22 protein-coding genes and 1 riboswitch are annotated in these 20,025 nt (G+C 53.5%); of the genes, 2 read left to right on the top strand and 20 right to left on the bottom strand.

The genetic code is table 11. The features are described from left to right. Positions 1 to 17: 17 nt before the first annotated feature. The 7 genes from KTH89_RS08180 to KTH89_RS08150 all read right to left on the bottom strand — a co-directional run bounded on the left by KTH89_RS08180 (position 18) and on the right by KTH89_RS08150 (position 6,821). The gene (locus KTH89_RS08180) at positions 18 to 1,226 is read right to left on the bottom strand and encodes an MFS transporter (RefSeq protein WP_238721349.1); all 1,209 of its coding nucleotides are present in this window, start codon (positions 1,224 to 1,226) and stop codon (positions 18 to 20) included. 483 nt (positions 1,227 to 1,709) lie between these two features. Continuing rightward, positions 1,710 to 2,447, bottom strand: a complete 738-nt coding sequence (locus KTH89_RS08175) for a HesA/MoeB/ThiF family protein (protein ID WP_238721348.1) — start codon at positions 2,445 to 2,447, stop codon at positions 1,710 to 1,712. 69 nt (positions 2,448 to 2,516) lie between these two features. Further along, the gene (locus KTH89_RS08170; RefSeq protein WP_158345817.1) at positions 2,517 to 2,765 is read right to left on the bottom strand and encodes a MoaD/ThiS family protein; all 249 of its coding nucleotides are present in this window, start codon (positions 2,763 to 2,765) and stop codon (positions 2,517 to 2,519) included. 15 nt (positions 2,766 to 2,780) lie between these two features. Next, on the bottom strand, positions 2,781 to 4,670 hold the full coding sequence (locus tag KTH89_RS08165) for an aldehyde ferredoxin oxidoreductase family protein (RefSeq protein WP_238721347.1): 1,890 nt from the start codon (positions 4,668 to 4,670) through the stop codon (positions 2,781 to 2,783). Then, positions 4,667 to 5,101 carry a 4Fe-4S binding protein gene (locus KTH89_RS08160; protein ID WP_238721346.1) on the bottom strand — a complete coding sequence of 145 codons (435 nt, stop codon included), beginning with the start codon at positions 5,099 to 5,101 and terminating at the stop codon, positions 4,667 to 4,669. Before KTH89_RS08160 ends, KTH89_RS08165 begins: the two co-directional genes overlap by 4 nt. Positions 5,102 to 5,123: 22 nt before the next feature. Next, on the bottom strand, positions 5,124 to 6,308 hold the full coding sequence (locus KTH89_RS08155) for an iron-containing alcohol dehydrogenase (RefSeq protein WP_238721345.1): 1,185 nt from the start codon (positions 6,306 to 6,308) through the stop codon (positions 5,124 to 5,126). 12 nt (positions 6,309 to 6,320) lie between these two features. Then, positions 6,321 to 6,821 (bottom strand): hypothetical protein, encoded by a 501-nt coding sequence (locus tag KTH89_RS08150; protein ID WP_158345809.1) that lies wholly within the window; start codon positions 6,819 to 6,821, stop codon positions 6,321 to 6,323. A gap of 263 nt (positions 6,822 to 7,084) precedes the next feature. Here KTH89_RS08150 and KTH89_RS08145 point away from each other — a divergent pair, with 263 nt between their 5' ends. Next, positions 7,085 to 7,642 carry an ECF transporter S component gene (locus KTH89_RS08145; protein ID WP_238721344.1) on the top strand — a complete coding sequence of 186 codons (558 nt, stop codon included), beginning with the start codon at positions 7,085 to 7,087 and terminating at the stop codon, positions 7,640 to 7,642. A gap of 219 nt (positions 7,643 to 7,861) precedes the next feature. Here the strand turns inward: KTH89_RS08145 and KTH89_RS08140 are convergent, their stop codons facing one another. Together KTH89_RS08140 and KTH89_RS08135 are read right to left on the bottom strand one after the other, a co-directional pair. Further along, on the bottom strand, positions 7,862 to 8,713 hold the full coding sequence (locus tag KTH89_RS08140) for an anti-sigma factor domain-containing protein (protein WP_158345804.1): 852 nt from the start codon (positions 8,711 to 8,713) through the stop codon (positions 7,862 to 7,864). Continuing rightward, a complete protein-coding gene (locus KTH89_RS08135) occupies positions 8,714 to 9,421 on the bottom strand; it encodes a sigma-70 family RNA polymerase sigma factor (RefSeq protein WP_238721343.1) in 708 nt (235 codons plus the stop codon). Positions 9,422 to 9,608: 187 nt separating this feature from the next. Here KTH89_RS08135 and KTH89_RS08130 point away from each other — a divergent pair, with 187 nt between their 5' ends. Next, positions 9,609 to 10,010 carry a hypothetical protein gene (locus KTH89_RS08130; RefSeq protein WP_158345802.1) on the top strand — a complete coding sequence of 134 codons (402 nt, stop codon included), beginning with the start codon at positions 9,609 to 9,611 and terminating at the stop codon, positions 10,008 to 10,010. Between the two features lie 17 nt (positions 10,011 to 10,027). Here the strand turns inward: KTH89_RS08130 and KTH89_RS08125 are convergent, their stop codons facing one another. From KTH89_RS08125 to KTH89_RS08075, 11 genes are all read right to left on the bottom strand, one after another. Beyond that, positions 10,028 to 10,831: an alpha/beta hydrolase gene (locus KTH89_RS08125; RefSeq protein WP_238721342.1), complete on the bottom strand. Its 804-nt coding sequence runs from the start codon at positions 10,829 to 10,831 to the stop codon at positions 10,028 to 10,030. A 615-nt stretch (positions 10,832 to 11,446) separates the two neighbouring features. After that, entirely contained in the window at positions 11,447 to 11,767 is a 321-nt protein-coding gene (locus tag KTH89_RS08120; protein ID WP_158345798.1) for an energy-coupling factor ABC transporter substrate-binding protein, read from the bottom strand. Beyond that, positions 11,768 to 12,517: an energy-coupling factor ABC transporter permease gene (locus tag KTH89_RS08115; RefSeq protein ID WP_158345796.1), complete on the bottom strand. Its 750-nt coding sequence runs from the start codon at positions 12,515 to 12,517 to the stop codon at positions 11,768 to 11,770. It abuts the gene before it with no gap. A gap of 142 nt (positions 12,518 to 12,659) precedes the next feature. Then, positions 12,660 to 12,869: riboswitch (cobalamin riboswitch) on the bottom strand. 118 nt (positions 12,870 to 12,987) lie between these two features. After that, positions 12,988 to 13,836 carry an energy-coupling factor ABC transporter ATP-binding protein gene (locus KTH89_RS08110; RefSeq protein ID WP_158345794.1) on the bottom strand — a complete coding sequence of 283 codons (849 nt, stop codon included), beginning with the start codon at positions 13,834 to 13,836 and terminating at the stop codon, positions 12,988 to 12,990. A gap of 60 nt (positions 13,837 to 13,896) precedes the next feature. Beyond that, entirely contained in the window at positions 13,897 to 14,691 is a 795-nt protein-coding gene (gene cbiQ / locus KTH89_RS08105; protein ID WP_238721341.1) for a cobalt ECF transporter T component CbiQ, read from the bottom strand. Further along, positions 14,688 to 15,293, bottom strand: coding sequence for a precorrin-8X methylmutase (locus KTH89_RS08100; protein ID WP_238721370.1), 606 nt, complete (start codon positions 15,291 to 15,293; stop codon positions 14,688 to 14,690). The genes cbiQ and KTH89_RS08100 overlap by 4 nt, the downstream gene beginning before the upstream one ends. Before the next feature lie 52 nt (positions 15,294 to 15,345). Further along, complete coding sequence (locus tag KTH89_RS08095) at positions 15,346 to 16,974, bottom strand: cobyric acid synthase (protein ID WP_238721340.1); 1,629 nt, start codon at positions 16,972 to 16,974, stop codon at positions 15,346 to 15,348. Further along, on the bottom strand, positions 16,967 to 18,103 hold the full coding sequence (locus tag KTH89_RS08090; RefSeq protein ID WP_238721339.1) for a pyridoxal phosphate-dependent aminotransferase: 1,137 nt from the start codon (positions 18,101 to 18,103) through the stop codon (positions 16,967 to 16,969). Before KTH89_RS08090 ends, KTH89_RS08095 begins: the two co-directional genes overlap by 8 nt. 21 nt (positions 18,104 to 18,124) lie before the next feature. After that, a complete protein-coding gene (gene cbiB, locus KTH89_RS08085; RefSeq protein WP_238721338.1) occupies positions 18,125 to 19,084 on the bottom strand; it encodes an adenosylcobinamide-phosphate synthase CbiB in 960 nt (319 codons plus the stop codon). Continuing rightward, entirely contained in the window at positions 19,081 to 19,695 is a 615-nt protein-coding gene (locus KTH89_RS08080) for a histidine phosphatase family protein (RefSeq protein WP_238721337.1), read from the bottom strand. The genes cbiB and KTH89_RS08080 overlap by 4 nt, the downstream gene beginning before the upstream one ends. Further along, complete coding sequence (locus tag KTH89_RS08075; protein ID WP_158345787.1) at positions 19,692 to 20,021, bottom strand: bifunctional adenosylcobinamide kinase/adenosylcobinamide-phosphate guanylyltransferase; 330 nt, start codon at positions 20,019 to 20,021, stop codon at positions 19,692 to 19,694. Before KTH89_RS08075 ends, KTH89_RS08080 begins: the two co-directional genes overlap by 4 nt. Positions 20,022 to 20,025 lie beyond the last annotated feature (4 nt).

Raw genomic sequence — 20,025 nt, 5'->3', positions numbered from 1 at the left:
CAGCTTTTATAAAGCTCCTAAGCGATCTTTTTCCCTGTGTAAAGGGTGCAGCATAAAACCGCGGTCCCTCCGAAGATCAACAGATTCTGTATCCTGGTCACGTCCGCCAGAGGGCCGAATACCAGCATTCCAAACGGCAGCGCACAGGCATTGGTTATCTGCATAAAGCTGAAAATCCGGCCATGCATGGCAGGGTCCGCTTTCTCCTGTATCAGCACATTGATCGGCGCATTGTAACAGGGCATCGTCACTCCAATCAGGAAGTTGCATATCAGGTAGGCCGGGTACACCGGCGATACGCCGAGCCCGATCATCAGAATCCCATAGAGGAATCCGGCCAGCACCGTAGTGCGCATCCGGCTGCGGAATCCGCCCCAGGCCGCGATCAGCAGGCCCCCGGCAGCGGCGCCGGCGCTGAACGTCATTTCACTAAAGGTCAGGCGCCACACCTGGGCCCCGAATGTCCGGCTGACCATAAGCGGCGTTAAGAACGCCGACGGGCTGATCAGAATCAGAACGGTTATCTGAAACACCAGAAGATTCCGGATAAACCGCTGATCCTTCAGATACCGGAATCCGTATCTCATTTCCTGTATCACGGATTCTTTCACCTGGCTTCCCTGCTCATCCTTTGACCGCAAAGGCGGCACCGCTATGGTAAACATAATACCGATGCCGATGGCCGCCGTTATCACGTCGAGAAAGAAAGCGGCCTCTATGGACGTCACCGAGAGAATCGCCCCGCTGACCGCAGGTGACAGGAACATCATCAGGGAATTGATGGTGCTGTTTATTCCATTTATCTTCATCAGATGTTCCGCAGGTACCAACTGGGGAATCAGCGCGTTTACGGCCGGTGTCTGGATTCCCGTACCCGCCGAGCGGATCAGCAAAACAAGGAAGAGCAGCCAGACGCTCCGGTATCCGCTCAGAAACAGCAGGGCCAGGATAAATGTGGATACTGCAATAACCGCGTCTGACAGCATGCACATATGTTTTCTGTCGTAGCGGTCGATCCAGACCCCGGCAAAGAGGGATATGAGGATCTGCGGTACAAATCCGCACGCGGTGGAAATCGTCATCATCATGCCCGAGGAAGTGGACAGGGTAATATACCAGATAATGGCGTATTGAACCAGGGAGGAACCGAACAGGGATATCGTCTGGGCGGTCATAAAACGAATGGTTTTCCCTTTCCATTCCTTTTGTAAGCTATATTCATTCATTTTGTATTCTCCTAAAATTTAAATTTAAGCGGCATCTTCCTTTCCGCCGCAATGCGATCTTCCGGAGGGCTTTTTATTCCATTGGCGCACTTTCCTATGGAATGAAAAAAGCTGCCGGACGCCACTGTCCGACAGCCTTTTCATTCTCCAAGTCCCTTTAATGGGTACGCCAAAAAAGCATGAAATTCATGCTTTCCGGACCCATTACCGTTTCACAGCCCTTCCTTTATCCGTTTACAATTCAGGGAGCTGTACAAACGCAACTTGAATCTATCATAATACAGGCTCCGTACAATGTTCTTTCCCTTATTGTGCGGAGCTTACTCTTCTTCTCATCTGATCGCTTAACCTGCAGCGCATCCTGTGCCACCTCGCTTCATGGAAAAACTCTACCATACACTCCTGAAACTGTCAACTAACCGACGGCCGGCCTACGGCCGTCTGCGGCACAAATCCTTCTCTTCGCAGTACAAAACCATCCTATCACACGTTCCCTGCCTGCTCTTTTGCATATTCACCACAGATCGCGCAGCCGCTCTGGGGCTTAATTACCGTATGGTGGAATTCCATCCTCACGCCGTCAAACCAGATATACTTTCCCTCGAATCCCTCCGTATGGCCGGTCAGCGCCAGCACAGCCATCTGGGCCTGGGCCATGCCGATGATGCCGGCCATAGTGCCGAACGCCGCCGGCTCCGTATCCGTTTTATCAGCCTGCGGATAAAGACAGGCCAGACAGGGACCCCCGCCCGGTTTTACATAGAACAGACTGCCTCCCCATCCGCAGATTCCGCCATCGATCAATGGGATTCCCCTGCGGACACAGGCCTCATTTAAAAGCTGCCTCGTCTCTATATTGTCCACCGCCGCCACCACCAGATCGAAATCTTCTACCAGATCTGCATTTTCCCTGGTCAGCCGGTGTGTATAAATTTCCGACCGGATGTCGGGAGAAAACCGGGCCAGCCATGCGGCTGCCGCCTCTGTCTTCTGCCTCCCTACATCCGCGGGAGTATACAGGAACTGCCGGTTCAGGTTATCAAACGTGATCCTGTCATCATCCACGATCCCGATCCTGCCGATCCCTGCCCCGGCCAGACCCGGAAGTACCGAACAGCCAAGTCCCCCGGCCCCGGCCAACAGCACGGAGGCGGCGAACAGTTTCTTCTGTCCGCCGCCTTGCAGATATTTTAATTTTTCCTGCCTGTTATATCGCTGCATGCCCGTTCTTCCTCCATAGTGCGATTCTTTACTATCCGCACTTTCCCTTATTCCGGTTAACAAGGAGAATCAGCCTCCCCCGCACAGGGGTAGGAAACGGATTTCGTCCTGATCCTGAATCCTGGTGCGGTAATTACCGGTGTTCAGAATTCCTTTACCGTTTACGGTAATGAGGCTTCTCTTGGCCTCGGCGTATGCCTCTTTTCCGTAAACCGTCTTTATATGCTTTAAGCATTCTTTGATGTCGTCCCCGGGATAGGTCTCCTGTTCGGCGCCGGTCAATTCCCTCAGTTCCCCATAATATTTCAGATACGCCATTTTCCACACCCCCTGTCACTCATACAGCCCCAGCTGTCTGCGTTTTTGCTTCGACGGATATCCGTCCCGTCCCCAGCCCCGCACCTGATAGTAGCGGGGAAGCATCTCCTGAAGCTTAACCACAGTGTCCGGGTTACCGCCGTCCTGCGGCGTCTTTGTCAGCCGCTCCGGCAACGCGTCATCTTCCGCCGTCATCCCTTCCCGGTAGTTATACATCCGTTCCAGATTATACCCTCTCTCACCGAGCTGCATAAACTTACCGGTCGTCATCGAAATTCCCGTGATCAGCTTAAGCGTCTGGGCATGCGGCAGCAGATACATGGAATTAAACGGCAGAAGCCCGGGCATCAGTTTCCACATGATTCCCAGAACCCCGCGGGCCGCCAGAAGCGCTTTTCCGCAGAACTTCGTGAACCAGTGGGAAGGCCCCAGGCGAAAAAGAAACGAAGGAATCATGCTGTAAGCGGTAAACAGGCAGAACCCGGCCCCGGATACGGCCTCCATCGTATTTTGCAGCATGACGGTCAGCTCCGGCTTTCCCTTCGTGGCCAGAGGATCGGCGGAAATGACGCCCACAGACTCGAACAGGGCCAGATAGCCCCCGTTCAGATGGCAGCCGCCCCGGTTCGAGGTGGCATAGCCAAGGCCCATGCCAACCGACTGCCTGGGTTCATAGGAGGCCAATTCCAGCCCTTTGGCGTGGATCGCCGCCGCTTCCTGTCCGTATCGCTTTGCCAGCCATTTGGAACCATTGGCCAGTTCATCGTAGATTCCCTCCCGATACGCGATCTTTCGGATCACTTCCGTCAGGTTGTCGGTACGCCCGAACTCCACGCCAAAATCCGCGATCCCCTGCTCCTTTAGTTCCATGGCAAAGGCAATGGTGCCGCCCAGGGATATGGTATCCATTCCCAGCTCATCCGCCAGATAGTTCACTTCATTGATAACGTCCAGATCCGCGTTCTCAATGTTCGAGCCAAACAGCCCCACCGTTTCGTACTCCGGGCCCTTGACTTCCACATCGTGAACCTTCACCCGCCGCTCACAGCGGACCGGGCAGCTGGTACAGCCGCTGTTTTTCACCAGCTTGGTGTCCGCCAGACGTTCTCCGCTGATCTCATCCGCCTTCTCGTAGGAACCCTTCCGGAAATTCCTGGTGGGCAGCGCATCTGAGGCGTTGGCTTTGTTCACCAGCCCGGCGCTGCCGTATTTCGGAAGGGACGCTCCGGTCATCGGATGGCGCTGCAGGAAGCGGACCCATTTCTCCACATACCGGTCAAAGCCCTCCCGGTCATAGATGTAGGGCTCCTTCGTTCCATAGGCCACACAGGCTTTTAAATTCTTCGATCCCATCACGGCTCCCGCTCCGCAGCGGCCCGCCACCCGCTCGCCGGAAACCGCGCAGGCATAACGCACCAGATGCTCACCCGCCGGCCCGATCACCAGCTTGCCGTATTCCTGGGGAAATTGTTTCTGTACCTCCTGCGCTTCCATTCCCCAAAACTCCTTCGCGGATTTTAAGTGAATCTCCCCGTCTATAATCATGAGATAACAGGGGTTTTTCGCCCGGCCGGTAATGATAAGCCCGTCGTAACCGGCTCTTTTTAACATCATACCGAATGTTCCCCCGCAGTTGGAGGTGGCGATTCCTCCGGTCATCACATTTTTAAAGCTCATATTAAACCGGCTGGAAGAGGGCGCTCCGGTCCCGTTCGCCGGGCAGGTATTGATAATCAGCACGGCCTCCGGCGACAGAGGGTCAAGGCCCGGGGATGTCAAATCGTATAAAAGCCTGGAACCCATAATTTTCCCGCCGATATATTTTTCAAACATCTCCTGATTGATCGGATAGCGGACGGCCTTTCTCCTGGTCAGATCTATTTTCGCATAAACCGGTAATCTCACAGCGCTCCTCCTTCCTTTGGACATCTCATTTCGATCGCGTGCAGCGGACATTTCTGTTCGCACAGGCCGCAGCCGACGCAGGCTTTCTCATCCGCCAGCTGCGCAAATACCCGAATATCCCCTTTGTACGCAGGCAGGGAAATTCTTAGCGCCCGGGCCCTGCAGATCTGCACACACATAGAGCAGGCGCTGCACCGGGCCGTGTCAATAGCAGGCCGCTTCCATTGGTTTCTGGGGACTTTAGAAGACTTCTTTCCCTCCATGTCAAGGACCGCTTCCTTCGGACAGGCGCGGCCGCAGACTCCGCACTCCACACACCGTCTTGGATCTATCTTATGTAACTGTTTTGCCTCGCCGGTAATCGCGCTCACCGGGCACAGCCGGGCGCAAAGGCCGCAGCCAATGCAAGCTTCTGTTATCTGGTATGCCATTCTTCCAGACACCTCCTGACGGTTAATAGGCTTTTTTCAGTATCCGGATTACGTCCTCTTTATCCACAGCCACCGGGTTCGCTAACATCGCTCCGTCCCTCAGGGCGGTCACCGCGACTGTCTCGAAATCCTCCGGATTGACCCCGGCATCCCTAAGGCGCATAGGCAGGCCGCAGATACGGTTCAGTTTCTTCTGCAGGCGGCGGACTGTCCGGATCGCCTCTTTTCCCCGCTCTTCCCTGGCGGTCGCCGCGTAGATCTCGGGACCGGCCAGATATAACAGCAGTTCGCCGTAGACTTCATCCAATTTCCCCAAATTATATCTCATCACATGCGGCAGCAGAATCGTCATCGCGTCTCCGTGGGGAACATGACAGACTCCCCCCAGCGCATGGCCGATTCCGTGCACCGCTCCGACCATGGAATTGGAAAATGCGGCTCCCGCCATCGTAGAGGCGTTTGCCATAGCAAGCCTGGCCTCCTGGTCTTTTCCATTTGTCACCGCTTTGACCAGATACTCCCGCACCATAGTAATCGCCGCCGTGGCGTACGCGTCGCTCAGAGGATTTTTCTGCGTACAGCTATATGCCTCCATGGCGTGGCACAGCGCGTCAAAACCGGTGGAGGCCGTAATTCTGGGCGGCAGGGTCTGCGTCATCCTGGGGTCCAGCACCGCCACATCCGGCAGCATATGGTTGGAGATAAACTCCATCTTTACCGCTTTCTTTTCATTTTTAATGACAGCCACCATCGTCATCTCTGAGCCGGTACCCGAGGTGGTGGGCACTGTGATAAACGGTACATGCTTTCCCCTGGTCATGGATTCGCACCCCTGAAGCTTTAACAGGTCATCCACGTCATGGGCGATCATAATCGCCGTCCCCTTGGCCGTATCCATTACAGAGCCGCCTCCGATGGCCACCAGGCTGTCACAGTTGTTCTGTTTATACAGCTTCGTTATTTCGTTCACCACTTCCACGGAAGAGTCCGCCGGGATATCGGTGAATACGGCGGCCGGCCGGCACCCCTGGCTTAGCATGGCGTCCAGTACCTTTTGAAGCGCACCGATCTTTTCAAGCACCTTGTCGGACAGTACCATCGGACGGGCGGCCTCTAACCCCTCCAGCTCATAGGCAATATTCTCCAGCGCCTTCTGCCCGGACAGGATTTTCGTGGAATTCTGAAATTCATAATATTTTGGCAGCATAGTACCCCTCCCTTATATTCCTAAGATTGCACGGCAATACACCGTGATACTGCCGACCTGCTTTTCCGGCAGCCTGCGCAGGATTCTTCTGGTCATCACCGGCGGAAACAGATAGCTCTCCGTCAGGTCGATGCACCGGACGATGGACATCACCTCGTACAGATCCCCTTTGACCATAAACCGGTGCTGCGCGTAAGCAGCCGTCGTACCGATCTGCCCGGAAAACACCAGGAAAGCACCGTCCAGACTCTTAAACGCGATGCAGATATCCGGATCGCTCACATCCTTTAAACGGGCCAGCCCCCACGATACCCGCTTCATACACAGCTTAGGGCCATCATAGGAAGCGCTTAACACGATCGTCCTTCCCACCGGCCAGCTGTCAATCTCTTCCTTTACCCGGGTGTCCAGCTTATAGAGGACTTTCATTCCCCGGTATAGAAAAAAACAGATGACGGAGGCGAACAAGGATTTTGCGGCCGTAGCCAGATTCCTTGATTTACTTGGTTTCATAGCATCCCTCCTGACTTGGGTTACTGCCATGCCCGCTTGCCGGGCTGCGCAGAATTTTTTATTCTACTTTAACTATAGTCTCGATAAGGGTATGCGTCAACCAGGTATTTTTTGCTGCGCATGGGTACGGAAAACTGCACGTATGCCGACATCATCTCTGTGGACTTTAAGTCAAAACTGGTATGGTTATTTTTATACTAACTGGTTATTTCAATAATGCCAGATTTGTTTTATACTGCAAAGCATAAAGGAGGAGATCTTAGATGAAAGATACAAAGAAACTTGTGGTAGCCGCTCTGATGGCAGCACTCACCTGTGCGGCTACTATGGTAATTAAAATTCCAACCCCCACGTTCGGCTATATCCATCCGGGGGACGGCCTGGTATTATTATGCGGAATTGTCCTGGGACCGGTGGGAGGCGCGCTGGCGGCCGGTATCGGTTCCATGCTGGCGGATATTTTCTCCGGCTACCTGTCGTTTGCTCTTGGCACCCTGATTATCAAGGCGCTGACAGCCGCCATCGCAGGACTGGTGTTCCGGCGGATCCGCGCGGTCCGAAGCGGGAGCACCGGCAGCAGCTACGCCGGTATCATAACAGGCGGGGTCTTGGGGGAACTGTTCATGGTGGCCGGATATCTATTCTATGAAACCATGCTGGCCATCATCAGCGGCAGCGCCCTGGCCGCGGCCTTTACAGCGTCTGCCGCCGGCGTTTTATTCAATATTGTACAGGGCGTAGTCGGCATCGTACTGGCGGTCATCCTGTTTCCGGTGCTTTATCAGATTCCTAATGTGAGGGTCTGGGTTACCGGTAAGTGATGTGTCCGCCGCTTAAAGACTTGACTGAAATGAAAATGGTCTCATCACTTCGCAATGATCAGCGTTTGAAGTGATGAAACCATTTTTCTTATTCCGTAGGAAAGTGCTCTTATGGATTAAATGCCCTCCGGCGAATCGCACTGCAGTGGAAAGGAAGACTATTCTTTTCATTTACATAACCGTGAGAAAGCTTCTCCCGATAAAATTAGCGGATACTCCTCAGTCATGGTGATGACTTTCCTTTCCACCGGAATCCTCCTGCGAGTGGTGGCCATTTTGGCTGTCGGTAGAAGAAGGCGTGGTTTCTACAGCATCAGCGTGTTTTTTATGTTCCTCATGGCTCGTGCCTTCCCCGTGGGATTCACAGGCGTCGATCTGCCCCTGCAGTTCCTCGATGCTGTGATGGGTGTATTCTGTAATATCCACCTCCGGGTCAGTTTCCTTCAGTTCCTGAAGATACAGATATTTTCCCGGAGTGACACCGTAGTCATGGGCCTCTGAGACCGTATCTTCATCTACGGCATGGCATTCCGACTGAAGGGCCGGATAATCGGCTGACGCGGTGTCAACGTACCGGCGCACCTCCTCCAGCATAGCTTCCTGGGTGTCCGCCGTCTTTGCATACACAGTGACGACAATGTCTGATGCGGACCTGAAATAACCTTCCATTTCTTCCGCTCCCATAATCGTATCCACAGCCTCCTGCCAAGGGAGGTTTTTCAGACTCTGTTCAGCCAGGATCTGTTCCCCCTCGGGATTCAGGGCCCTGGTCTCAACTACTCGGTTGAAGCGGTTGATCCCCAGCTCAATGGATGGATTGACATCGATACTCACCAGAGAGGTCTGGGCATAATAATAATGGAAGCTGCCGGCGCCCAGCGTGAATACCAGGGCCAGACAGGCCGCCGCCGTGTAAAGAGGTCTGATGCTCCTTCTTTTTTCCGGAAGCACGATCACTTCCCCGGTCTTCCAGCCCTGTCTCACAGGTATGGATACGAATTCCCCTCCATTTTTCATGACAACGGCCGTATTTTTTTCTATTTTCATCACAATTCCGGTCTGTGCTTTCATTTAATTCACCTCCCTGTACTTGGGTAAGAATGTACGGATACCGGGATAATCGCCCATCAGCAGGATCGCCAGGGTTATAATATATTTCCGGTGTTTCTCTATCGTCTTCGCGGATACTCCAAGCTGCGCCGCCAGATCCGCCTGGGGCAGGCGGTGCTGCCGGAGCAGTTCCTTCTTATAATCAGGTTTCTCCACCACCGCCCGGGCGATCATGAGGCAGTTCTTCCTGGAACGCTCTTGTTTGGGACAGATCCTGGGCAGTTCTTCCCATCGTATCCCATAGGCATCCAGGGCATCCGACAAAAGCCGGATCTCCTCGGACAGCGCGTTCCTCTCCTGGTCCTTTTCATAGAGCTGCCAGGATACTTTCGCCTCCGCATCGGATATCTGTCCGGCTTCCTCTTCCTCCTTCGGTTCAAAAGCAATCACCTTTGAGCGGTATCCCATCTGTTTTCGCCCCTCATCGATCAGGCGGTTTTTGATACAGGTTTTGCAAAAAGAAAGGAAATTCCCCTTCTGGGGTGAATATTGTCTGATACAGTTCAGAAATGTCAGCATGGCGAGACTCAGCATATCGTCGTATTCCAACATCAGATCCTGCATTCCGGTTATCTGCTTTTTTATAAACGGCAGATAGTCCTCCATAAGTTGTTCGGTTTCCCCGGGATCAGTCTGTGCGCTTTGAACCCGTATTTCTATCGTATTCACATCAGTTCTCCTATTTTTTACTTCTGCTGCATTCGGATTACTCGGATATGCATCTATATAATAGATACGAATCCGGCCTTATATTTTATAGGGTGCCAAAAATATTTTTCCGGCACCCTACGTTTTTCACCTGATCAGTCGTATTCTTTTAGCGAGTCAAAAATAAAAAATGAAATGAGGTAATCTTATGTTACAGAAAAAATTCGCTGCTTTCCTTTTAACCGGTATGCTGACCGCCGCTGTTGTATGTATCCCCGCTCTTGCGTCAACCTCTGAGACCGCTCCAGCCGCTTCCGCCACTCCTGCCACGACGGCTTACCCTGTATGCACGCAGAACGGATGCAGCAAGACCTACGATCACACGCATGACGGAACCTGGTACGAGGGACACCATTCGGAAGACTGCTCCAAAAACACCGACTCCACGTGTACCCAAAAACACTCCGGCACCCACCATACCGGCACCTCGCAGACACAGACCCATCACTCTGAAACCCACCACTCCGAAACCCAGGCTTCCACATCAACGCAGACCGCCAAGACAACTTCCGGCCACGGACATCACAGCCACGGCGGAAACCATCACTGATTCAGCCCATCCGAACCTCAGCACCGATAGCCAAACAGCTGGTTCAGCCAATACAGGCCAAGAGAAAACCACTGGCCGCAGCTTTCATTCTTCGTATCCACGTCATAGTTACACATGGAAAGCCCATGTATTCCGCTGGGGAAAATATGACATTCAAACGGAACGCCCGCCCGCTTTAACGCCATGCCAAACAGCATGGTATTCTCAACCGGCACCACATCGTCATCCGCGGTGTGCCACAAAAATGCGGGCGGGGTATCCGGGGTTATCCTCTTTTCCAAAGAGAACCATTCCTTCAGCTCCTCATCCCCTCCGGACACCTTCTCCAAAGAACCCTGATGCGCAAACTCCCCTGCGGAAATCACCGGATAACTTAAAATCATCGCGTTCGGACGGTTCATCCCGTTCTCCGTGTTCATTCTCTCTTTCAGCCTGCCGCTGTTCCACAGCGTCCCCAGGCTGGCCGCCAGATGGCCTCCGGCCGAAAATCCCATCACCGCAATCTGATCCGGATGAATCTGCCATTCCCCGGCTCTCCTGCGGATCATCATAACCGTTTTCGACAATTCCATCAGCGGCCTTAGATCCCCCGCATACTCCTTAATAGAATAATTCAGTGCAAACACCTGATACCCGGCCGCGAACCAGGCAAAGGCCGGAGGATCCTTTTCCCGGTCCGACAACATCTCATATCCGCCCCCCGGACAGACCACCATACAAGGCCTGATTCTATGATTCTCCATCTCCTCGCTAACATCGTGCAGATACCCCGTCACATAAGCATGAGACCCCGCGTCCAGCACTTCCTCAACAATCTTCATCACTTTAACCTCCCAAAGGGGGACATGTCCAAACCAGTTTGGGACATGTCCAAATTCGCAAATTCCAAATTCACTCAATTATTACCATACAACATACACCCCATTTTTGTCCACAAAAAATATAACCTCTCCACTTCACTCTTCACCAACGCAGGAGCGGGCTGTCGCACTAACTTAGCGTTCTTCCTGGGGGCTTCGTATGTCCGCTGCTTACGGCTTGGAACCGCGGGCGGTATAAGGGGATGCTCCGGGTGGCCGGGTTCTTTTGTATCTCCCTGGGAGCGCATAGGGCGGCTGCGAATACGCTTTGTGAAATCGGAAAGCCGGGTTCAGGATGCACGGCGGACTTCACGTCCGACGGGCAAGAGCCTCTGAACCGGGAACACATCACGTGTTCCTGGTGAATAGGCTCGGTTCCTGAACCCGGCTTTTCGATTTCACTTAGCGTATTCCAGCGCTAGCCCTCCGCGCTCCCAGGGAGATACAAAAGAATCCGGCCACCCGGCGCGTCCCCTTATACCGCCCGCGGTTCCAAGCCGTAAGCAGCGGACATACGAAGCCCCCCAGGAAGAACGCTAAGTTAGTGCGACAGCCCGCTCCGCTCCCTTAGTAAAATCACTCCCCGGCAGCTCTCTTATCTTCCTGCTTCTTTCTCTCCACAAAGCGACCCATAATAAAGGCGATAATCCCCACACCAATCCCGGTCTGCAGGCAGAAGAACAAGCTCTCCACTTCCCCCGGAAGTTCTCCTCCGATGATCGTCTCCAGCACCGGCTCGAACCACGGCTGGTAATCCGCGTGGACCTCGGCGATCATCTGGCTTCCGGCATCGTCCGAACCCCCGAAATCCGCACCCTTTAACGCAAACAGCGGAACTCCCGCCAGAAGGACTGCTATGACCAGCAGGATCAGTACAAGTTTTGTATCTTTGCTCATCTATTTTACCTCCTTATAAAAGCCAATGGATTTCAGTTCCGCTTTGGCATAGGTCTCCAGCGCGATCATGATAACCAAAGTCAGAATTCCTTCCAGAATCGCCAATGGCAGCTGCGTCGGAGCAAATACGCCCAGGAACTTAGCCGCGGATATGGCGACGCCGCCATTTTCCGCCGGATGCGCCAGAGCCAGCTGGAGGCTGGTAACACAGTAGGTAAAGATGTCCCCCAGAAAAGCGGCCAAGAAGATACTGATCCGGCGGTTCACCTTACATTTCAGACAAAGTTTGTATATTCCGTAAGCCAGGAACGGTCCCGCGATAGCCATGGAAAAAGTATTGGCTCCCAGAGTGGTCAGGCCCCCATGGGCCAGAAGAAGCGCCTGGAATAACAGGACAATGATCCCCAAAATCCCCACAACGCCGGGGCCGAATAGGATCGCACCCAATCCGGTACCGGTCATATGGGAACAGCTCCCTGTTACGGACGGGATCTTCAGGGACGAAATGACGAAAATAAATGCGCCGGACATGGCTAATATGGTCATTGCCCTTCGGTTTTCCTTCAAAATCTTCTTCAGCGAGAAAAATCCTGCTACCAGAAACGGCAGACAGATCACTCCCCATGCAATACAGTAACCGGCAGGGAGATATCCCTCCATGATATGCATCGCATTGACAGCCGGAACCACGGCGAATATGGCCGCAAATACGGTTGCTAATTTTACTGCTCTTTTTTGTCTTTTTGACATCTCTCTTCTCCTTTCTTTCATGATTCCTCGTACATATTTCCCAGACATGCGTCAGAATCATGACAATCCGGTTTTTCGGATTTCGTCCGCGCCCAGCTATCTTCCGTAGCTGGTACGCAGTTTGTCCCCGCGCCAAACGGCCGGAACGAAACTAGGAAGGGCAGGTCTTCTGACTTGAGCGTCTTCGTCTGTCTCCTCTCTCTTCCCGGTTTCCCAGTGATACCCGTATTCGTGAGAAAATACGGGGCCGGATACAAACTCTTCTCTTACAGCGGCGGGACCGTAAGGGCTTTTCACCCTTTTCCCTATTATCCTGCGGAGAAATGCAGGCACCTCTTCCCTTAACATGCGCCCTTACGGGCTGCCGCGCAGTTATGCTGCGCAGTAATCTATATGCAAAAGCGGTCTTAAAACTACCCGCGAATTGCCTTCTTTTATATTACTCACTCCGGTAAAACAAAGCTTCAGGCCTACTCAAATAAATCCCTGAAATTTTCGGTATCCCTTGGATATTTCTTCTGATCCGGCACCAGCTTCTTTTCTACCAGCAGCTCATAGATATCCATCAGGGCCGGACGCTTCAGATGGGCCTTCTTCAGAGTCTCCGTATCGGAGAACACTTCCAATGCCGTCCCGTCCCGTAGCACCTTTCCGCCGCAGACCACCAGAACCCTCTGCGCCCAGCGGTAGGCAAAGTCCACATCGTGGGTGGATATGATAATGGTTTTATTTTCTGATCCGAGCTTTTCCAGCACTTCCTCCAGCATTCCGGCGTTGACCGGGTCCAGGGAAGCGGTTGGCTCGTCGAAAATAATCACTTCCGGCCTCATCGCGATGATATCCGCGATGCTGACCCGTTTCTTTTCTCCGCCGCTTAAATAATGCGGCGGCCTGTCCCGGAACTCGTTCAGCTCCATATAATCCAGCGCCTCATCCACCATCCTGGCCACCTCCGGCCTGGCCAGCTTTAGATTCATGGGGCCAAATGACACCTCCGCCAATACCGTGGACGCGATAATCTGATTATCCGCATCCTGGAAAACAATCCCTACTTTTTTGCGCAGTGCGTTTATATTTTTCTTATTCACTTTTTCACCGTGTAAAAAGATCTCACCGCGATCCGGTGACAGTACCCCATTCATATTCAGAAACAACGTGGATTTGCCCGCTCCATTGGCTCCCAGCACCGCAATACGCTCCCCTGTACGGATCTTGAGATTGACGCCGTCAAGGGCTTGTGTACCGGTTTCATACCGATAAGTGAGGTCCCGGATTTCCAGTATGACAGAACTCTCTGCCTCTTGCTGCCGTGATTCCATTTTTTCCTCCAGCGGCGCATCTGCCGCGCCATATATTCTACAGGCCTTCTGTGTTTTCCCTCATAAGATAACCGCCAGGGCCGTCAGCGCCAGCAGATATCCTGCCGCCGCAAACACCTGCCAGGCCTTAATCTTTTTCTCTTCCTCCAAAAACTTAAGCTCCCCGTCGTATCCCCGGGATTCCAGGGCGTCATAGTAAATCCCCGCTTTCCGAAAAGACAGGATCAGCAGATTCCCGGCTATATGCCCAAACGTATAGCAGCTCCTTTTAAACCCCTCATACCCAAGCCTCGCTCTTGCCGCCGTACTCATTCTGCTCTGTACATCCATTAAGATAAAAATAAAACGGTATATCATATTCATCAGCTCGACAAGCAGTTTCGGCAGGTGCGCCCGCCCCAGAACCGAGATAATTTCACTAGCAGGCGTGGAGAGCGTCAGCATATACATGGCGCTGACCGCCCCCAGAGCCTTCAGGCCCAGCCGCGCCGCGCGCAGCAGATCCGCCCCGGAGGTATACAGATAGAAAAAATGCAGATTCAGGTTAAAATCTCCATAGGGCCTGGCGGCTATGCCCGCTGCTATGGCAATGCTTCCCATCAATATAAAGGCGACAGGAAATTTCATCAGGGACAGATACCGGCGGAGGCTTAAGCCTCCCGCACAGACAGTCAAAAGTCCCATGCCGGCCATCACTGTTACGGATACCCAGATATGATCCAAAACAATGCACAAAATCAGCAGTGTGACAGAAAACAGGACTTTAAAGGAGGCGTTCACCTTCCGCATGCCGGATGTGTAGGCATAGTAATCAATTGACTGCGCGCCCTGGTGCTTGTGACTATGCCCGCTCATACACACTGATACAGCAGGGCGTTGCAGATCGCAGCCGCCACATTGCTGCCGCCTTTTCTTCCTCTGGCGACGATATAGGGAACATCCGCCTCCATCAAATATTCCTTAGCCTCCGCCACATTTACGAAACCGACCGGGACGCCAATCACCAGGCGGGGATGAATACGGCCTTCGTCGATCAGTTCCCGCAGGCGGATCAACGCCGTGGGGGCGTTTCCGATGGCAAAGATAAAATTTTCTCCAAGGCCCGCCGCTTTCTCCATGCTGACGGCCGCCCGGGTGACCCCTCTTCGCTTCGCTTCCCCGGCTACATCCGCATCGGCCATAAAGCAGTGTACCTGTCCGCCGAATCCGGCCAGGGTCTGTTTGCTGATTCCCGCCTTTCCCATATTCGTGTCCGTCACGATCGACGCGCCGCCACGAATCGCTTCCAGCCCTTTTTCCACCGCCTGAGGGGAGAAACACAGGGTATCCGCGTAGGAAAAATCCGCCGTCGTGTGGATTACCCGTTTGATCACCGGTTTTTGTATCGGGTCCAGCTCCCGCTTAAGTTCCTGTTCAATGATCTCAAAACTTCTCTGTTCTATTTTTTGAGGGTCCATCGTATCAAAACGCAACCAAAACCGCCTCCTTCTTTTCTCGTCTTTTTCCGATTTATAGTCCGATCATGCGGTAAATCTCTTTCATATCCAGATTCTCCCGCACCGCGTCCGCCAGCCGGTCATACTGCCTGCGCTTATACTCTTCGATATCCACACGCCCGCGGTCTTCAAACGATAACCCCTTCCGCCGGTATATCAGGCGCAGAAACTGCTCTGTAAATTCATTGTTCTCAAATATGCCGTGCACATAGGTTCCAGCCGCATTTTTATAAACACAGCCGTCCTCTTTTATGTTTAATTCTTTTACATTTAAATCCTTTGCCTCCAAACCATTCGTTCCCGCCCCCGGCTGTCCGCCGGCAGACATCTGTATCCTGGAAAAACCAGACGCCCGGCCAGAATCTTCTCCATACTCTCCGCCGTCCGTTTTCCAACCGGCACCCCCGGCTTTGGAAGCTTCCGGCCCGGTGATTTCCGACGTTCCCATATGGATCTCATATCCGGAAAATGAGCTTCCGGACAGCCCCTGGTAAAATCCCGTAAGGCCTGACACCGTGCCATGGACTCTGGTTCTCACCTTCCGCTCTTCAAATACCGTCTGTACCGGCAAAAGTCCCATCCCCTGCATCTGTCCGCCAGACTCCACTTTGCAGGGATCGCTGAGCTTCTCCCCCATCATCTGATAGCCGCCGCAGATTCCGAATACCGGTACCCCTTTCGCCGCACACTTAAGAACCGCTGCCTCCAGACCGTTCTGCCGCAGCCACTTCAGGTCTCCCATGGTATTCTTGGTGCCCGGCAGGAGGATCAGATCCGGGTCCCCCAATTCTTTCACCGACGAGACATAAGCAACCTCCAGCCCTTCCACGGTTTCCAGCGGATTAAAGTCCGTAAAATTTGAAATGTGCGGCAGCCGGATTACCGCCGCTTTTACTTCCCCGGCCCTGCTCTTTCTGTGGAACCGCTCCGTCAGGCTGTCCTCGTCCTCGATATCCACATTGATCCAAGGCATCACGCCCACCACCGGCAGCCGGCACTTTTCCTCCAGCATGGCGATTCCCGGTTCCAGAATCCCCCGGTCCCCCCTAAACTTGTTGATAATCAGTCCCTTGACCCGTTCCCGTTCCTGCGGTTCCAGAAGCTCTACCGTACCGTATAGCTGGGCAAAGACGCCGCCCCGGTCTATATCTCCCGCCAGCAAAACCGGCGCGTCCACCATCTCTGCCAGTCCCATGTTGACGATATCGTGGTTCTTCAGATTGATCTCCGCCGGACTCCCCGCGCCTTCGATTACGATAATGTCCCGATCCTTTTCCAATTCACGGTAAGCTTCCATGATAACCGGAGCCAGTTTTTGTTTATAGCGGAAATATTCGGCTGCGGACATATTTCCCCGCACCTCACCGCATACGATCACCTGGCTTCCCACGTCGCTGACCGGCTTTAACAGGATCGGATTCATCCGTACCGACGGTTCGACGCCGGCCGCCTCCGCCTGCACGACCTGCGCCCGACCCATCTCCAGGCCTTCCGCCGTTATGTAGGAATTAAGCGCCATGTTCTGGGATTTGAACGGCGCCACACGATAACCGTCCTGGGCGAATACCCGGAGTAATCCGGCGGTCAGAAGACTCTTCCCCGCATTCGACATCGTGCCCTGTATCATGATATTTTTAGCCACAGTTCTCACCTTCCTGCCCCGGTTCCAGGCTTCTGTCCTTCCCCACAGTTTTTACGATCCGATCAATTTCCCGTATCAGCGCCCTGTTTTCCTCCGGATTTCTGACCGCCGTCCGATAATATCCGGAGGTAAGCCCCCGGTAGTTTCCGCAGGTACGGATCAGGATTCCCGCCTTCTCCAATTCTTCAAATAAAGGAATCCGGCTATAAAAACATATAAAATCCGCAGTCGGAGGAAATACCTGCATGCCCAGTTCCCGGAGCTTACCGGCCATCTCCTCCCGCTGTTCACGAATCAGCTCTCTGGTCCTCCTCATATAATCCCACCGGGGTTCCCGAACCCTATATCCGGCGATGCTCGTACCGGCCGTCTGGGCAGACTGGGATACACTCCATTCGGGGATCTGTTCCCGCAGCCCGGCCAGCAGCATTGTATCGCTGCACATGCCGTACCCCAGGCGGATCCCCGGCATCGCGTAGATCTTCGTAAAGGCGTTGAGTACAAACAGCTGCGGATATTCTTTTATCACCCGTTTTCCGCTTGCGCTCTCATAATCCTCACAAAACGGTAAAAAGCATTCGTCCAGCAGGACAACGATCTGTGCTTCCCGGCACTGCCTTAGTATTTTGGCCAACAAGGCTTCGTCCAGCCGGTTCCCGATGGGATTCGCCGGATTGCACAGACATAACAGGTCTGTATCCGGCGTCAGTTCATCCAGAATATCTTCCGTGATCCGAAACCCATTCTCTTTTTTTAATAAAAAAGCTGCGGCATGTCCTCCGGCGGCTTGAACAGCCCGCTCGTATTCGGAAAATGAGGGCTGGGGAATCAGCGCCCGGACCGGCCTTTCTTTTCGCATCGCCAGCGCCCTTGGAAGGGCATAGATTAATTCCGACGCCCCATTGCCGCAGATGACCCACTCCTGGGGAACCTGCTCCATCCGGGCTATAGACGTTTTTAATTCGCGGTATTCCGGGTCCGGATACCGTTCACAGCGGACTGCCTCATCCTGAAGCTTCTTAAGCGCAAACGCAGGTATGCCCAGTGGATTGATGTTGCTGGAAAAGTCATATCTGATCTGTCGGTTATATATATTGCCTCCGTGCCTGTCCTGGTCCGTTGGTCTCATATTGGCAGACTCCTTCTTTCATCAAATATTTATCATAATCCTGATCCCCGCACCGACGGCGCACACCGCCAGCAGGGCCAGAACCGCCGAACCGTACAGCAGGCGGTTGGCCAGCCTGATATCCTCTGCGCATACCGGCCGTATAGGATCTCCGATGGTCGGCTTCTCTTTCTTATGCCCGAAGTACCAGGCGTCCCCCGCCAGCCGGATCTGCAGCGCTCCGGCGCAGGCCGCCTCGGTCTGGGCGGAATTGGGGCTGTCATGCTTTCTGCCGTCCCGTCTGAAGATCCGCCACGCATTTTTTCCGTCCATACCCAGAAGATAAGCCGCTGCCGTCATGAGCAGGCCGCTGATCCTGGACGGAAGATAATTCAATATGTCATCCATTCTGGCCGCTGTTCTGCCAAAATACAGGTATTTTTCATTTTTATATCCGATCATGGAATCCATGGTATTCACCGCTTTGTAGAAGAAACCAAGCAAAGGCCCTCCAAGCGCCATATAAAGAAGGGGCGCAATACTGCCATCCGACGCATTCTCCGCCACGGTCTCCACCGCCGCCTTCGTAATGCCCGTCTCATCCAGCACAGCGGTATCTCTTCCCACTATCATGGACACCGCTGTTCTGGCTTCCTCCACGTCGCCGGCCTTCAGCGCCTGATAGACCTTCATGCTCTCCGTCTTCAGACATTTCGTCGCCAGCAGCTGGTAACACATAAATGCTCCCACCGCCATACCAAGATACCGGTGTATCCGATAAGCCAATAAAAGCAGCACCGCCGGAAGCAGCACCGATACCAGACATACAACCGCTACCAGGACCGCCCCTTTCCACAACTGGGTTCCCGGGGAATCTTCTTCTCTTAAAAGCCGCCGTTCCAGCTTTTGAATGATCCATCCGATTCCCCGTATCGGATGCGGCATCCGGTACGGATCTCCAAGCAGAAGATCCAGTATAAATCCTGTTATCAGACTAATCATAAATTCCTCACAATCTTAAGCCGCCAACCGTCGTTTCCGCCTTCCCGCAAAACGCACTCGAAACCGCCGCCGTTGGCGCATTGATAATCAAAATAATTCCCGTTAGGTTCCCCCAGAGCTTCCATAATCGCCATGATGGTCCCTCCGTGAACGATCATGACCAGACTCTTTTGCACCTGTGGCAGGTCATGTCCACACAGGGCTGCTGCCCCGCCCATCACATGAAAAAATCCTCCGACACACCTCTCCTTAAAGTGCGTCCTGTCCTCCCCACCCGGAAACGGAAGCGTCCCGCCGCTGTCGATCCAGTCCTGGTACTCACCGCATCCGCTCAATTCCAGATAATTCTTTCCCTCGAACAGGCCAAAACTGCATTCTTTCCATGCGCCGACCCGGCAAAATTCCATTCCCGGATAGAGGAGGCCCGCAGTCTGTACACAGCGTTTCATGGGGCTTACGTACAGCAGATCCGCTCCCGGATACCGCCCCGCCTCTTTCGCATCCAGCAGCGCGCGCGCTCCGGATGGGCTCAGTTCCTCATCGGTGGTCCCAATATATCTTTTTTCCTCATTTCCTTTCGTCATCCCATGGCGGATCATTGTAATCTTCATTTTATCCTCTGTCCGATCCCGCACACGATCCGAACCACCGTCCGGGCCGCCTGCGCTGCCTCGCACATGGTCCGTCCCACCGCTTCCCGGAAGTCTCTTTCTTCTTTTTCTATGGGTACCACGCCGTATCCCACTTCATCACAGATGATCACCACATCCGGTTTTTCTGACAGAAGCTTCCTCAGGCATTCGATGGGATCCTGTCCCTGCCGCAGCTGCCGCCGGATCACTTCCTGATAATCAGAAATGATATCCGCCCCGCCGCCTTCCGCCATTTCCACATAGGCCCGTTTTCCCTGGGCCTTTCCTCCAATATATAAATGCATCCGG

The sequence above is a fragment of the Diplocloster agilis genome, from assembly GCF_019042275.1.
Classification (GTDB): Bacteria; Bacillota; Clostridia; order Lachnospirales; family Lachnospiraceae; genus Diplocloster; species Diplocloster agilis.
The sequence above is the reverse complement of the archived record's forward strand: the minus strand, read 5'-3'. Positions and strand labels throughout refer to the sequence as shown.

What these genes read in the sequence shown, in the direction of transcription:
- KTH89_RS08180 (WP_238721349.1), bottom strand. Translation starts at nt 1,226, where the DNA reads ATGAATGAATATAGCTTACAAAAGGAATGGAAAGGGAAAACCATTCGT.
- KTH89_RS08175 (WP_238721348.1), bottom strand. Translation starts at nt 2,447, where the DNA reads ATGCAGCGATATAACAGGCAGGAAAAATTAAAATATCTGCAAGGCGGC.
- KTH89_RS08170 (WP_158345817.1), bottom strand. Translation starts at nt 2,765, where the DNA reads ATGGCGTATCTGAAATATTATGGGGAACTGAGGGAATTGACCGGCGCC.
- KTH89_RS08160 (WP_238721346.1), bottom strand. Translation starts at nt 5,101, where the DNA reads ATGGCATACCAGATAACAGAAGCTTGCATTGGCTGCGGCCTTTGCGCC.
- KTH89_RS08155 (WP_238721345.1), bottom strand. Translation starts at nt 6,308, where the DNA reads ATGCTGCCAAAATATTATGAATTTCAGAATTCCACGAAAATCCTGTCC.
- KTH89_RS08150 (WP_158345809.1), bottom strand. Translation starts at nt 6,821, where the DNA reads ATGAAACCAAGTAAATCAAGGAATCTGGCTACGGCCGCAAAATCCTTG.
- KTH89_RS08145 (WP_238721344.1), top strand. Translation starts at nt 7,085, where the DNA reads ATGAAAGATACAAAGAAACTTGTGGTAGCCGCTCTGATGGCAGCACTC.
- KTH89_RS08140 (WP_158345804.1), bottom strand. Translation starts at nt 8,713, where the DNA reads ATGAAAGCACAGACCGGAATTGTGATGAAAATAGAAAAAAATACGGCC.
- KTH89_RS08130 (WP_158345802.1), top strand. Translation starts at nt 9,609, where the DNA reads ATGTTACAGAAAAAATTCGCTGCTTTCCTTTTAACCGGTATGCTGACC.
- KTH89_RS08125 (WP_238721342.1), bottom strand. Translation starts at nt 10,831, where the DNA reads ATGAAGATTGTTGAGGAAGTGCTGGACGCGGGGTCTCATGCTTATGTG.
- KTH89_RS08120 (WP_158345798.1), bottom strand. Translation starts at nt 11,767, where the DNA reads ATGAGCAAAGATACAAAACTTGTACTGATCCTGCTGGTCATAGCAGTC.
- KTH89_RS08115 (WP_158345796.1), bottom strand. Translation starts at nt 12,517, where the DNA reads ATGTCAAAAAGACAAAAAAGAGCAGTAAAATTAGCAACCGTATTTGCG.
- KTH89_RS08110 (WP_158345794.1), bottom strand. Translation starts at nt 13,836, where the DNA reads ATGGAATCACGGCAGCAAGAGGCAGAGAGTTCTGTCATACTGGAAATC.
- cbiQ (WP_238721341.1), bottom strand. Translation starts at nt 14,691, where the DNA reads ATGAGCGGGCATAGTCACAAGCACCAGGGCGCGCAGTCAATTGATTAC.
- KTH89_RS08100 (WP_238721370.1), bottom strand. Translation starts at nt 15,293, where the DNA reads ATGGACCCTCAAAAAATAGAACAGAGAAGTTTTGAGATCATTGAACAG.
- KTH89_RS08090 (WP_238721339.1), bottom strand. Translation starts at nt 18,103, where the DNA reads ATGAGACCAACGGACCAGGACAGGCACGGAGGCAATATATATAACCGA.
- cbiB (WP_238721338.1), bottom strand. Translation starts at nt 19,084, where the DNA reads ATGATTAGTCTGATAACAGGATTTATACTGGATCTTCTGCTTGGAGAT.
- KTH89_RS08080 (WP_238721337.1), bottom strand. Translation starts at nt 19,695, where the DNA reads ATGAAGATTACAATGATCCGCCATGGGATGACGAAAGGAAATGAGGAA.
- KTH89_RS08075 (WP_158345787.1), bottom strand. Translation starts at nt 20,021, where the DNA reads ATGCATTTATATATTGGAGGAAAGGCCCAGGGAAAACGGGCCTATGTG.